Genomic DNA, 12,229 nt, shown 5'->3' on the forward strand with positions numbered 1-12,229 from the left:
CGGGGGGGCGGGGGGGGGGCGCGGGCCGGCACCGAGCCTGCCAAAACGCCGAACGGCCCGCGTCCCTTGCGGGAGCGGGCCGGTCAGAACGGCACACCCGAACGGGTTCAGGCCGCGGCGGCAGTCGCCTTCTTGGCGATCTCGCGCTTCAGGCGGCGGGCACGCAGCGAGAGCTTGTCGTCGCTGGTCTTGAGCAGCCAGTTGTCGAGGCCGCCATTGTGCTCGACCGAGCGCAGGCCGTGCGTCGAGACGCGCAGGCGAATCGAGCGCTCCAGCGCTTCCGACATCAGCGTCACGTTCTGCAGGTTGGGCAGGAACGTCCGCTTGGTCTTGTTGTTGGCGTGGGAAACATTGTGACCCACCTGCCGGCCCTTGCCGGTCAGCTCGCAAATGCGCGACATCGCTTGATCCTAGGTTTATGCCTGTTCCGGTTGTCCCGGAAAGTGCGGCCCGATACCGGTACGAGGGCTTTTCGTCAACCTCGTTCCCACCCGCCGATGCAACTTCGGCGATCGATGACGCGTTATTACGCAAACGATTCGAGTTTGAGGAGACCGGAGCGATGCGTGCAATCCTGGCGATACTTGGCCTGGCGGCGGTGGTGATCATCGCCATGATCTCGCTCGGCATGCTGAGCGTCAACATGCAGTCGGGCTCGCTGCCCAGCCTCAAGCTGGAAGGCGGGCAGGCACCCGCGGTGAAGGCGGACGTCGGCGAGGTCGGCATGGGCTACACCAACAAGACGATCCAGGTGCCGACCGTGGTGATGGAGAACAAGGTGATTCAGGTGCCGACGGTCGAGGTGGAGAAGGCGGCGCCGGCGGAGCCTGCCGCCAAGGCGCAGTAAGGGCGATTTCGCGCGGCATGGCCAAAGCGGCCGGGCGCGGGCATAGCGGGGCGATGTTCCCGCTGCCCGAACCGATGCGCGCCGCGCTCGATGCCGCCTGCGAGGCGGCGGCGGGCGGCGAGGTGCCGGTGGGCGCGGTGGTGATGCAGGGCGAGACGGTCGTCGCGGTCGCCGCCAACGCCCCGCGCACGCTGCATGATCCGACCGCGCATGCCGAGATGCTGGCGATTCGCGCCGCGGCGCAGAAGCTCGGCCGCGAGCGGCTGGAGGATTGCGACCTGTGGGTGACGCTGGAGCCGTGCGCGATGTGTGCCGGAGCGATCAGCCATGCCCGAATCGCGCGGGTCTATTATGGCGCGGCGGATCCCAAGGGCGGAGCGGTCGAGCACGGCCCACGCTTCTTCGCCCAGCCGACCTGCCATCACCGGCCGGAGATCTATTCGGGGATCGGCGAGGGCGAGGCGGGGGCGCTACTCAGGGATTTCTTCGCCGCCAGGCGCTAAGGGTTCGCTGCTCAGGCTCCGCAGCGCCGCCCTCGTCGCGGGGTTGAAGCTGCCGTCGAGCGAGCCGGCATAGCCGGATCCCTGCAACTGCTTCTGCATCGCCGCGATGGTCTCGGGGTCGAAAAGGTCCGGGCGCGACAGGGCCGCCGGGACCTTGAAGTTGCTGTTGTGGCACTCGAATGCCTTGATCTGCAGCGTGGCAGCACGTTCGCGATCGACCGAACCGCCCACTCCGCGCATCAGCATGACCGAATAGCGGTCCGCCATGTCGCCATGGCACCATTCCGACATATCTTCGTACGCCCTTCGCGCCGCGGCTTCGTCGCGGGGGCCGCCGAGGCCGAGTTCGGTCATGCGCGCCAGTTCATAGCTCGCGTCGATCAGGCCCTTGCCGCCTGCCAGCTGGAACAGCCTGCGTGCCAGAGCCGGATCGCTCACGCCGCCCCTATCGGTCAGCAGCAGCAGTCCGTGCCGCCAGTAGGCGATACGGTCTTCGCCCGCCAAGGCATAGTGCCGCCGCGCCGCGGCGAAATCCTGCGGCCCGCCGGCGCCCGCTTCGACCATCCGGCCAAGCAAGCGGTGCGCATCGGCGTTTCCGGCGGCGATGGCCTGTTCGAGCAGCCGCCGGGCGGCGCGGGCGCCTCCGCTCGATGCCTCGGGCATGCGATAGCGGCCTTTGCCGTCAGGTCCCGAGATATCGTCGATCGCGAACTGGGCCCGTGCCTGCTCGATCAGTTCCGCGCCCGGCGCAGGGGCATCATTGGCCTGTGCGGCAGCGAGCGGTGGCGTTGCCACCGTCAACAGCGCCGCCAGCCACAGCCTGCGCCGCACCTTTCCCCCCGGCAGCATGTCAGCGCATGTCGCTGTCGCGGATCGGCACGATCTTGATCTCGACCCGGCGGTTCTGGGCACGGCCCTCGACCGTGTCGTTGGAGGCGATCGGCTGGGTCTCGCCATAGCCCACGGCCTCGAGCCGGGCGGATTCGACCCCGCGCGAGACGAGATAGCTCGCGACCGCATCGGCACGACGCTCCGACAGCGCCTGATTATAGGCGTCGCTGCCGGTCGAATCGGTGTGGCCATAGACGTCGATATAGGTCCGGTTGTTGCGGTCGAGCACGTCGGCGACGCGATCGAGCGTGGGCCGGAAGTGCGGTTCGATCGTCGAGCTGTCGGTGGCGAAGGTGATGCCCGAGGGCATCGACAGGATGAGATCGTCGCCCTTGCGGATCACCTCGACATCGGTGCCGGCGGTGCGCTCGCGAAGCTCGCGCTCCTGGTTGTCCATGTAGCTGCCGATCGCGGCGCCGCCGATCGCGCCGATGCCGGCGCCGAGGATCTTCTCGGTGCGGTCGCGGCGGCCGCCGACGATGTCGCCGAGCAGATAGCCGCCGAGCGCGCCGCCCAGTGCGCCGATCCCGGCCTTGGACATGCGCTGCTCGCCAGTCACCGGATCGGTGACGCATGCGCCGGTCAGCGTCAGCGCGGCGATTGCGGGGATAAGGGGCCAGTTACGCATGGGTTCCTCCAGTCAAACCTTGGTTACAGAATCGCACGATCGGCGGCGTTGTTCCACCTTCGCATCGACCAGCGGTCTAGCTGGGCATTGTGAAACCCACCTGAATGCGATTATGGGAACCGCAGGCCAATGGACCCGCTTCCCCCATTTCCCTGGATCGACGTCGCGATCATCCTGGCGCTGGTTGCGCTGAACGGTGTGTTCGCCATGTCCGAGCTCGCGATCGTCTCCGCGCGCAAGGCGCGGCTGGAGGCGATGGTGCGCGCGGGCAAGCGCGGCGCGCGCACCGCGATCGACCTGGCGGCCGATCCGGGCAAGTTCCTGTCGACCGTCCAGATCGGCATCACGCTGATCGGCATCATCGCCGGCGCCTATTCGGGCGCGAGCCTCGGCACGCCGACCGCGGCGCGGATCGAGGCGTGGGGCGTCCCGCACGAGACCGCCGAGACGATCGGCTTCGCGATCGTCATCGCGCTGACCACCTATGCCTCGCTGATCGTCGGCGAGCTGGTGCCCAAGCAGTTCGCGCTGCGATCGCCCGAGTCGATCGCGGTGCTGGTGGCGGCGCCGATGAAATGGCTGGCGCGGATCACTGCGCCGATCGTGTGGGTGCTCGACCAGAGCAGCGGTCTCGTCTTCCGCCTGCTCGGCATGAACCGCGAATCGGAGAATCGCGTCACCGCCGAGGAGCTGCACATGCTGGTCGCCGAGGCGACGCACTCGGGCGTGATCGAGGAGCATGAGCGCTCGATCATCTCGGGCGTGGTGCGGCTCGCCGACCGGCCGGTGCGCGAGGTGATGACGCCGCGCACCGAGGTCGATTGGATCGACGCCAGCCTCGACGAGGCGGCGATCCGCAAGCTGCTCGCCGAGACGCCGCACACGCGGTTGCCGGTGGCCGAAGGGTCGGTCGATGCGGTGGTGGGCGTGGTGCAGGCGCGCGACGTGGTGACGGCGCTGATCCTCGGCCAGCCGCTCGACCTCAAGGCGCTGATGCACCCGGCACCGGTGCTGCCCGATCAGGTCGATGCGATGGACGCGCTGGGCGCGCTGCGCCGCGCGGCGGTGCCGATGGGCTTCGTCCATGACGAATACGGGCATTTCGAGGGGATCGTGACGCCTGCCGACCTGCTCGCGGCGATTGCCGGCGAATTCGTATCCGACGCCGATCCGGGCGAGGATCCCTCGATCGTGGTGCGCGACGACGGTTCGTTGCTCGTCTCCGGCCAGCTCGCCGCCGATGCGCTGGCCGAGCGGATCGGGATCGAGCTGCCCGAGGACCGCGACTATGCGACCGTCGCCGGCCTCGCGCTCGCGGTGCTCAAGCATTTGCCCAACGAGGGCGAGAGCTTCGTCGAGCAGGGCTGGCGCTTCGAGATCGTCGACATGGATGGGCACAAGATCGACAAGCTGCTGCTGAGCGAGGTGGGCAGGGAGCGCGGCGCCTAAGGCGTGGGCGGCGGCGAAGGCGCGTCGTCATCGACCGCTTCGTTATTCTCCTCGATCCGCGCATCCGCTTGCTGCCGCTTGCGACGCAGATGGCGGCCCCAGATCAGGATCGCGACGGCGCCGATCGCGAACAGCACGATGAAGACGAGATGGGTGGTCGTCACCCAATCCAGCCCCATGCTGCTCAGCGTCAGGGATTGCTGGTTGCTTTCCATCGGCGGCTCCGGCTGGGAAAGCCGAAGCCTATCCGATGGTTAAGCGCGGTGGAAGCGGCTTTGCGCTGCGATCCCGCCCTGACCGGAGATGCGGACCGGGCGATCGCGAAAACGGGCTAGGCCCGCTCGCGCGCGACCTCGCGCCAGCCGATGTCGCGGCGGGCGAAGCCGGTGGGGAAATCGATCGCCTCGACCGCGCGATAGGCGGCGGCCTGCGCTTCGCTGACGGTCGCGCCGGTGGCGGTGACGGTAAGGACGCGCCCGCCCGCTGCGACGAGCTGGCCGCCGTCCATTCGCGTGCCCGCCTGGAACACCTGCGCGCCGGTTTCCTCGGCGGCGTCGAGCCCGCGGATCGCGCCGCCGGTCTGCGGCGTGCCCGGATAGCCCTTTGCCGCCATGACGACGGTGAGCGCGGTCTCGGCGCCGAAGCGTGGAGCCTCCCGGCCGGCGAGCTCGCCGGCCTCGGTCGCGAGCATGAGATCGAGCAGATCCTCCTCGAGCCGGAGCATCAGCACCTGGCATTCGGGATCGCCGAAGCGCGCATTGTACTCGATCAGCTTGGGGCCGGCGCGGGTGAGCATGAGACCGGCATAGAGCACGCCCGAATAGGGGGTTCCGGCCTTGGCCATGCCGGTGATGGTCGGCTTGATGATCGTCTCGATCGCCGCGCGCTCCAGCTCGGGCGTCAGCACGCGGGCGGGGCTGTAGGCGCCCATGCCGCCGGTATTGGGGCCGGTATCGCCGTCGCCGACGCGCTTGTGATCCTGCGCCGAGCCGAGCGGCAGGAAATCGGTGCCGTCGGTGAGGATGAACAGGCTGGCTTCCTCGCCCTCCAGAAACTCCTCGATCACCGCTTCGCCGCCGGGCTTCTCGAAGATCGCGGCGATCGCGGCATCGGCCTCCTCGTCCGTGAAGGCGACGGTCACGCCCTTGCCCGCGGCGAGGCCGTCGGCCTTGATCACCACCGGGCGGGGGAAGTCGCGGGCGAGCGCGAGGCGGGCAGTCTCCACATCGGCGACGCGGACATAGCCTGCGGTCGGGATGTTCTCGCGTGCGCACAGATCCTTGGTGAAGCCCTTCGATCCTTCGAGCTGGGCGGCCGCCTGCGACGGGCCGAACACGGGCAGGCCGGCGGCGCGCAGGCTATCCGAGAGGCCATCGACCAAGGGCGCTTCGGGGCCGACCACGACAAAGCCGATCGCATGGATGCGGCAAAAATCGATCACCGCGGCGTGATCGGTCAGCTTGACGTCATGGCAGGCGGCATATTGCGCGATTCCGGGGTTGCCGGGGATCGCGTGGAGGCTATCGAGCCGGGGCGATTGCGCGAGCTTCCAGGCGAGCGCATGTTCGCGGCCACCGGACCCAAGCAACAGGACGTTCATGTCAGACCCCTTCGACGACTTCGATACGCCGCGGCTCGTAGCCGAGGGGCGGGAAGGGGACAACGCTGCTCCGCTGTCGGTCGGCGAATTGTCGATGAAGCTGAAGCGGATGGTGGAGGGCGAGTTCGGCCATGTCCGCCTGCGCGGCGAGATCTCGGGATACAAGCGCGCGGCCTCGGGGCATGTCTATCTGTGCCTCAAGGATGCGGACGCGGTGATCGACGGGGTGATGTGGCGCGGCGCCGCGGCGGCGATCCCATTCACCCCGCAGGACGGGATCGAGGTGGTCGCGACCGGCAAGCTCACCACCTATCCTGGCCGTTCCAAATACCAGATCGTGATCGAGCGGATGGAGCTGGCGGGCGAAGGCGCGCTGATGGCGCTGTTCGAGAGATTGCGCGCGCAGCTCAAGGCGGAGGGGCTGTTCGACCAGCCGAAGAAGAAGCTGCCCTTCGCGCCGCTGACGATCGGCGTGGTGACGTCGCCGACCGGGGCGGTGATCCGCGATATTCTCCACCGGCTGGCCGACCGCTTCCCCAGCCATGTGCTGGTGTGGCCGGTCAAGGTGCAGGGCGACGGCGCAGCGGCGGAGGTCGCGGCGGCGGTGCGCGGGTTCGACGCCATGGCGCCGGAAGGAGAGGGCGATGGCCCTGTGCGGCGGCCGGACCTGGTGATCGTCGCGCGCGGCGGCGGGTCGATCGAGGATCTGTGGGCGTTCAACGAGGAAGCGGTGGTGCGCGCGGTGGCGGCATGCCGGATTCCCGTCATCTCCGCGGTGGGGCACGAGACCGACACGACATTGTGCGACTATGCCGCCGACATGCGCGCGCCGACCCCGACCGCGGCGGCGGAGATGGCGGTGCCGGTGCGCGCCGAGCTCGCCAATGCGATCGCGACGATGGGGCTGCGCGCCGAGCGGTGCGCGCTGCGCTATCACGAGCGCGGCGGGGAGCGGCTGCAGGCGCTGGTGCGCGTGCTGCCCAAGCGCGACGCGCTGCTGGGGCCGCAGCGGCAGAAGGCCGACGACATGGGCGCGCGGCTCGACCGGGCGCTGGAGCGGCGGGTGACGCTCGCACGTGGCGTGCTCGACCGGGCGGCAGGGGCGCTGCGGCCGGCGGTGCTCGAGCGCAAGCTCGATACGCTGCGGCATCGGCTGGAAGGCGCGGGCAAGCTGCTCGACGCCGTCAATCCCGACAATCTGCTCCAGCGCGGCTATGTCCGCGTCGGCGCCAAGGCCAGCGGCAAGGTGGTGGCGAGCGCAGCGGATGCGCGCGCGGCAGGGGCGGTGACGCTGCACTTCCGCGACGGCACGGTCGACGCACGGGTTGAGCGCGGCGGCGCCAAATCCTATGCTGGGGACAAGCCCGAACAGCCCGACCTGTTCTGAATCGTTACCTGAAGCGAGTACGCATATGCTGATGTCGTCCAACACCGCCCGTCCGGCGCGGCTCCATTATATGGCGAACGGCTTTCGCGTGCTGGTGCCAGGCGATCATGTCGTGTGTGCGGTGAGCGGCGAGAAGATCCCGCTCGAGGGGCTGCGCTACTGGAGCGTCGAGCGCCAGGAGCCCTATGCCACCGCCGAGATCGCAACGCGCGCGCTGATGACGTCATGAAGGCGGCGGGGGGGCTTGTCGTCGCGGCGGCTGTCCTCGCCTCGATGGCTGCGGGTGCGATGCCGGTTCCCCCGGCGGGCGGGCAGGCGCGGCCGGCCCAGGCGCGCAACGACTTCACCTTCGACGGGCCGATGATTCAGGGCGGGACGGTGCTCGGCACCGCGCCGGCGCTCACCAGCCGGATCAGCTTTCAGGGGCAGGATGTGCCGGTCGCCCCGGACGGCCGCTTCCTGATCGCCTTCGATCGCGATGCCGGCCCCTCCGCCACGATCGTCGCGACGCGGGTCGACGGCAGCACGGTGCGCCGCACGCTCACCGTGCAGCCGCGCGCCTGGCGGATCGAGCGGCTCAACAGCCTGCCGCGCATCGCGCAGCCGAGCGCCGAGTTCCAGCGCCGCCGCCCGGGCGAGGTGGCGCAGATCACCGCGGCGCGCGCGCAGTCGCACGACAGCCATGGCTGGCGGCAGCGCTTCATGTGGCCCGTGACGGGGCGCATTTCGGGCCTGTTCGGGTCGCAGCGCATCTACCGGGGCGAGCCCGGTTCCTATCATTCGGGCGTCGATGTCGCGCGGCCGGCGGGAACCGCGGTGCTGGCGCCGGCCGACGGGGTGGTGATCCTGGCGACGCCTTCGTCGTTCACGCTGGAGGGCAGGCTGCTGATGCTCGACCACGGCATGGGGCTGAACAGCGCGTTCCTGCACCTCTCGCGGATCGACGTGCAAGTCGGCGACGTGGTGCGCCGCGGCCAGACGATCGGCGCGGTCGGCGCGACCGGCCGCGCGACCGGGCCGCATCTGCATTGGGGGATGCGCTGGCGGGGCGCCAAGATCGACCCGCTGCTGATCGCCGGATCGATGCCGGTGACGGCGGACTGAGCGCGGCTAGCCGATCCGCCGGACCTTGATCGTGCGTCGCTTGTTGAACGAGGCGTCGTAGCTGCCCAGCGCGGCGCGGCGAATCCGGACCGTCTCGCCAGCACGGGGCGGGAAACCACGCGAGGACTCGGTGGTGATCCAGCGCGTGTCATCGTCCAGCGTCACCGTCCAGCGATCGCCGGAAACCGCTGAAACGCCGGCCACACTGCCGTTGATCTCCTTGATGTCCTCCGGATTGTCCTCGTCGTCCCCCCCGCCGAACAGCTTGATGCGTGGCAGGGTGAAGCCGAACAGCGAGCGGCGCGTCTTCTGTACCTCGGCGCGGTCCAGGACAACGACCTCCTTCTTGTCCTGCGCTGCGGCGAGCCTGGCGACCGCCGCGTCGAAACAGGCAAGGCGTGCGGCTGAATCGGCGACATCGCGGCATGCCGTGACCGCGTCCACCACTTTGCCGCCGCCCGCTTCCTGAGCCGCGGCAGGGGCCGCGAGCGCGGCGGCGGCGAGCGTGAGCAGCAAGCCCGATGTCCTGATCATCCGTTCCTCCCCAGAGAGGATGAGACCCTAAACCAGCTGTGGCTGGCCGGGAAGCATCTGTTTTCAGGTGATTCTTGAAAGAGTTGGTTCCAGGTGTGACGATTTTGTCACGATCTGGAGCAATCGCGCCGTGACCCTGAACAACACCATTGTGAGCAACCGTCCAGCCGACCTATTCATCCCCAATGTTGTGTCCGGTCCCTCCGGCGCATCGTCACGAAGGCGGAAAACCGCCGACATCAAGGGGTGCTCATCAATGGTTTCACTCACTCGCAAGCGGCTGTTGACGTCGACGCTGCTGCTTTCCGGTGCGATTTTCGTCGCGCCTGCGCATGCGCAGGATGCCGGGCCGGTCGAAGGCGTCGCCGAGGAACAGGGCCAGACGATCGTCGTCACCGGCTCGCGCATCGCGCGTCCCGACATCGAGTCCGCCGCTCCGGTCGCATCGGTCGGCGCTGAGGAAATCGCTCTCCAGGCCGGCGGGGCCAACATCGAGAACGTCCTCAACGACATGCCGCAGATCAACGCGACGACCACGTCCGCGTCGAACAACCCGGGCGGCGGCGTCGCCACGGTCAACATGCGTCTGCTCGGCCCGTCGCGCACGCTCGTCCTTGTCGACGGCCGCCGCTATGTGTCGTTCGACGTCAATCAGCAGATCGACCTCAACACCATTCCCTCGGCCCTGGTCGAGCGTATCGACGTCGTGACCGGCGGCCGTTCGGCCATTTACGGCTCGGACGCGATTGCGGGCGTCGTCAACTTCGTCACCAAGAAGGACTTCTCGGGCGTCGAGCTCACCTCCAGCTATGACGTCACCGAGCGTGGCGACGGTCAGGTCTGGAACATTGGCGGCACGATCGGCGCCAATCTCGACGACGGCCGCGGCAACGTGGTCGCGCATGTCAGCTACCTGAACCGCAAGGGCACCTATGCCGGTGCGCGCGCCTTCGGCCGGCTCGCGCTGACCAACGCCAATGTCGGCGGCGTTCCCACGCTGATCAACGCCGGTTCGCCGAGCGGCCCGCAGACCCGCATCCTGCTGTCGTCGGCTCAGGCCGCGGCTGCTGGCGCGTCCTTCGGCACGGGCACGGCGACCAACCTCGACTTCAACCCCGATGGCACCATCGGGCCGTTCATCGACACGACCGATTCGTACAACTTCGCGCCGGTGAACTACCTGACGGTCCCGCAGACGCGTTTCCTGATCTCGACCGCCGCGCACTATGAAATCACGCCGGCGGTGGTTCCGTATCTCGAGGCGCAGTTCATCAACAACCGCGTCGATACCGAGCTGGCGGCAACCCCGATCGGCAACACCACGCCGTTCGGCACCGGCTCGCTCGGCGCGCTGCGCGTTCAGGTCGCTTCGCCCTTCTTCGCGCCGAACGTCCGCGCTGGCCTCGCTGCGATCGACGCAAGCGAGACCACTGCGGGCCTCGACGTGCAGAATGACGGCTACGTGCGTCTGGCCAGCTTCGGCTATCGCACCGTTCCGCTCGGGCCGCGTCAGAACAAGGACGACCGCAACGCCTATCGCATCCTCGCGGGTGTGCGCGGCGACATCGGCGGCGGGTGGAGCTACGACGCGAACTACATGTACGCGCGTACCCGCAACTCGCAGCGTCAGAACGGCAACATCGCGATCAGCAACTTCATCGCGGCGACCACCACGGCGTTCCAGAACCCGACCACGGGCGCGATCTCGGCCACCCCGTTCGCGGGCGTGCCGGGCGGCGGCAACCTGGTCTGCGCCGATGCGTCGGCGCGTGCTGCAGGCTGCGTGCCGGCCAACATCTTCGGCATCGGCAACATCTCGCAGGCGGCGATCAACTATCTCGCCATCGGCGCGACCAACCTGCAGGAATACACCACCGAGGTGGCTTCGGCGTCGCTGACCAATTCGGAGCTGTTCGACATTGGCGGCGGGCCGATCGGTCTCGCGGTCGGCGTCGAGTGGCGTCGCGAAGCGGGCTCGATCACGCCGGACCAGTATCTGTCGTCGGGCAACGTCGCGGGCTTCAACCCGGGCCGACCCACCGCCGGCAGCTATTCGGTGCGTGAGGCGTTCGCAGAGCTCAACATCCCGCTGATCAAGGACAGCTTCATCCACAAGCTGGAGCTGAACGCCGCGGGCCGCGTCTCGGATTACTCGAACGCGCCGGGCACCGTCTACACCTACGCGGTCGGTGGCCTTCTGGCCCCCGTCAAGGACATCACGTTCCGTGCGCAATATTCGCGGGCGATCCGCGGGCCGAGCGTCAACGAGCTGTTCCTCGGCAACACGGTAAGCTTCGCGGGTAATATCGAAGGCTGCGGCGGCGCCAATGCCGGCCCTGGCGGCGATCGCTATGCCTTCTGTCAGAGCCTTGGCATTCCGGTGGCGGTGCTGAACGATCCGGTGCAGCGCGCCGCGCTCGCCAGCGCCACGATCGTGAACCCGCCGACGTTCCTGGGCGGCAACCCGGACCTCAAGGAAGAGACGGCCACGACCTGGACTGTGGGTGCGATCCTTGCGCCGACGTTCCTGCCGGGCTTCACCGCGACGGTCGACTATTACAACATCGAGATCGAAGACTATATCTCGACCGTGGGCACCGCCAATATCGGCGCGGCCTGCTTCGACCAGCGTGACCTGGCCTTCTGCTCGCTCATCACCCGCAACTCCGTGGGCCAGATCGAGCGTATCGACGACCGCAACGCGAACACCGGCGGACTCAAGACCGACGGCCTCGATATCGGTGTGAACTACAACCACCGCTTCGAATCGATGTTCGGCGCCGAGGACTTCCGTCTGGGCTTCAGCTTCCTGGGGACGCGTCTGCTCAGCTATGACGTCACCCCGGTGCAGGGGCTGCCGATCGTCCGCGAGTGCGCGGGCACCTTCGGCCGTCTCTGCGCGGTCGGCGCGACCACCTCGCCGCCCAAGCCGAAGTGGCGTCACACGGCGCGCCTGACCGCCGGCACGGACCTGATCCGTGTCTCGGGCCAGTGGCGCCACCTGGGTGCGACCAACGACGACAACAGCGCGACCGTCTATGCGGTCGAGCGTCTGCCCGCGGCCGACTATTTCGACCTGACCCTCTCGGCTTCGCCGAGCGATCATTTCGACGTGTCGCTGGGCGTCACCAACCTGTTCGACAAGCAGCCGCCGCTGCTGGCGTCGGCGCAGTCGGGTGGCTCGGGCGAGCAGACCAACACCTTCCCGACCTATTACGACGTGATGGGCCGGTCGTTCTTCGTGAGCGCGCGCATCAAGTACTGATCGCGCGTCTCGACGGAACAA

At 68.4% G+C, this 12,229-nt stretch carries 13 protein-coding genes; 7 read left to right on the forward strand and 6 right to left on the reverse strand.

Annotated features, from left to right (window positions below):
• Window positions 1–107 precede the first annotated feature (107 nt).
• Complete coding sequence (gene rpmB, locus VGD28_RS14680) at window positions 108–401, reverse strand: 50S ribosomal protein L28 (protein ID WP_331029096.1); 294 nt, start codon at window positions 399–401, stop codon at window positions 108–110.
• A 161-nt stretch (window positions 402–562) separates the two neighbouring features.
• On the opposite strand from rpmB, the gene VGD28_RS14685 reads away from it, so the two are divergent.
• Both VGD28_RS14685 and VGD28_RS14690 read left to right on the forward strand, forming a co-directional pair.
• Window positions 563–847: a hypothetical protein gene (locus VGD28_RS14685; RefSeq protein WP_331029097.1), complete on the forward strand. Its 285-nt coding sequence runs from the start codon at window positions 563–565 to the stop codon at window positions 845–847.
• 74 nt (window positions 848–921) lie between these two features.
• Window positions 922–1,350, forward strand: coding sequence for a nucleoside deaminase (locus VGD28_RS14690; RefSeq protein ID WP_331029170.1), 429 nt, complete (start codon window positions 922–924; stop codon window positions 1,348–1,350).
• On the opposite strand, the gene VGD28_RS14695 is transcribed toward VGD28_RS14690, so the two are convergent.
• Both VGD28_RS14695 and VGD28_RS14700 read right to left on the reverse strand, forming a co-directional pair.
• Window positions 1,318–2,181 carry a hypothetical protein gene (locus VGD28_RS14695; RefSeq protein WP_331029098.1) on the reverse strand — a complete coding sequence of 288 codons (864 nt, stop codon included), beginning with the start codon at window positions 2,179–2,181 and terminating at the stop codon, window positions 1,318–1,320. The two genes, VGD28_RS14690 and VGD28_RS14695, sit on opposite strands and share 33 nt — an antisense overlap.
• A 19-nt stretch (window positions 2,182–2,200) precedes the next feature.
• Entirely contained in the window at window positions 2,201–2,869 is a 669-nt protein-coding gene (locus tag VGD28_RS14700) for an OmpA family protein (RefSeq protein WP_331029099.1), read from the reverse strand.
• Window positions 2,870–2,998: 129 nt separating this feature from the next.
• Here VGD28_RS14700 and VGD28_RS14705 point away from each other — a divergent pair, with 129 nt between their 5' ends.
• On the forward strand, window positions 2,999–4,318 hold the full coding sequence (locus VGD28_RS14705) for a hemolysin family protein (protein WP_331029100.1): 1,320 nt from the start codon (window positions 2,999–3,001) through the stop codon (window positions 4,316–4,318).
• Here VGD28_RS14705 and VGD28_RS14710 read toward each other — a convergent pair.
• Window positions 4,315–4,533 carry a hypothetical protein gene (locus VGD28_RS14710; RefSeq protein ID WP_331029101.1) on the reverse strand — a complete coding sequence of 73 codons (219 nt, stop codon included), beginning with the start codon at window positions 4,531–4,533 and terminating at the stop codon, window positions 4,315–4,317. The genes VGD28_RS14705 and VGD28_RS14710 overlap by 4 nt on opposite strands.
• A 116-nt stretch (window positions 4,534–4,649) precedes the next feature.
• Window positions 4,650–5,918 (reverse strand): phosphoribosylamine--glycine ligase, encoded by a 1,269-nt coding sequence (gene purD, locus VGD28_RS14715; protein WP_331029102.1) that lies wholly within the window; start codon window positions 5,916–5,918, stop codon window positions 4,650–4,652.
• On the opposite strand from purD, the gene xseA reads away from it, so the two are divergent.
• From xseA to VGD28_RS14730, 3 genes are read left to right on the forward strand one after another with little or no spacing between them, the layout of a single operon-like run.
• A complete protein-coding gene (xseA, locus tag VGD28_RS14720) occupies window positions 5,917–7,305 on the forward strand; it encodes an exodeoxyribonuclease VII large subunit (protein ID WP_331029103.1) in 1,389 nt (462 codons plus the stop codon). The genes purD and xseA overlap by 2 nt on opposite strands.
• Before the next feature lie 25 nt (window positions 7,306–7,330).
• Window positions 7,331–7,534: a DUF2093 domain-containing protein gene (locus VGD28_RS14725; RefSeq protein WP_414714508.1), complete on the forward strand. Its 204-nt coding sequence runs from the start codon at window positions 7,331–7,333 to the stop codon at window positions 7,532–7,534.
• Complete coding sequence (locus tag VGD28_RS14730) at window positions 7,531–8,409, forward strand: M23 family metallopeptidase (RefSeq protein ID WP_331029104.1); 879 nt, start codon at window positions 7,531–7,533, stop codon at window positions 8,407–8,409. Before VGD28_RS14725 ends, VGD28_RS14730 begins: the two co-directional genes overlap by 4 nt.
• 6 nt (window positions 8,410–8,415) lie before the next feature.
• On the opposite strand, the gene VGD28_RS14735 is transcribed toward VGD28_RS14730, so the two are convergent.
• Window positions 8,416–8,925 (reverse strand): hypothetical protein, encoded by a 510-nt coding sequence (locus tag VGD28_RS14735; RefSeq protein WP_331029105.1) that lies wholly within the window; start codon window positions 8,923–8,925, stop codon window positions 8,416–8,418.
• Between the two features lie 274 nt (window positions 8,926–9,199).
• Between VGD28_RS14735 and VGD28_RS14740 the strand changes: the two genes are divergently transcribed.
• Entirely contained in the window at window positions 9,200–12,208 is a 3,009-nt protein-coding gene (locus VGD28_RS14740; protein WP_331029106.1) for a TonB-dependent receptor domain-containing protein, read from the forward strand.
• Window positions 12,209–12,229 lie beyond the last annotated feature (21 nt).

Source organism: Sphingomonas sp., from assembly GCF_036402235.1.
Classification (GTDB): Bacteria; Pseudomonadota; Alphaproteobacteria; order Sphingomonadales; family Sphingomonadaceae; genus Sphingomonas.

Excerpts from the sequence above, each read along its gene's own strand:
- VGD28_RS14700 (WP_331029099.1), bottom strand. The coding sequence starts at position 2,869 with ATGCGTAACTGGCCCCTTATCCCCGCAATCGCCGCGCTGACGCTGACC.
- rpmB (WP_331029096.1), bottom strand. The coding sequence starts at position 401 with ATGTCGCGCATTTGCGAGCTGACCGGCAAGGGCCGGCAGGTGGGTCAC.
- VGD28_RS14685 (WP_331029097.1), top strand. The coding sequence starts at position 563 with ATGCGTGCAATCCTGGCGATACTTGGCCTGGCGGCGGTGGTGATCATC.
- VGD28_RS14710 (WP_331029101.1), bottom strand. The coding sequence starts at position 4,533 with ATGGAAAGCAACCAGCAATCCCTGACGCTGAGCAGCATGGGGCTGGAT.
- VGD28_RS14740 (WP_331029106.1), top strand. The coding sequence starts at position 9,200 with ATGGTTTCACTCACTCGCAAGCGGCTGTTGACGTCGACGCTGCTGCTT.
- VGD28_RS14725 (WP_414714508.1), top strand. The coding sequence starts at position 7,331 with ATGCTGATGTCGTCCAACACCGCCCGTCCGGCGCGGCTCCATTATATG.
- VGD28_RS14690 (WP_331029170.1), top strand. The coding sequence starts at position 922 with ATGCGCGCCGCGCTCGATGCCGCCTGCGAGGCGGCGGCGGGCGGCGAG.
- VGD28_RS14730 (WP_331029104.1), top strand. The coding sequence starts at position 7,531 with ATGAAGGCGGCGGGGGGGCTTGTCGTCGCGGCGGCTGTCCTCGCCTCG.
- purD (WP_331029102.1), bottom strand. The coding sequence starts at position 5,918 with ATGAACGTCCTGTTGCTTGGGTCCGGTGGCCGCGAACATGCGCTCGCC.
- VGD28_RS14705 (WP_331029100.1), top strand. The coding sequence starts at position 2,999 with ATGGACCCGCTTCCCCCATTTCCCTGGATCGACGTCGCGATCATCCTG.
- xseA (WP_331029103.1), top strand. The coding sequence starts at position 5,917 with ATGTCAGACCCCTTCGACGACTTCGATACGCCGCGGCTCGTAGCCGAG.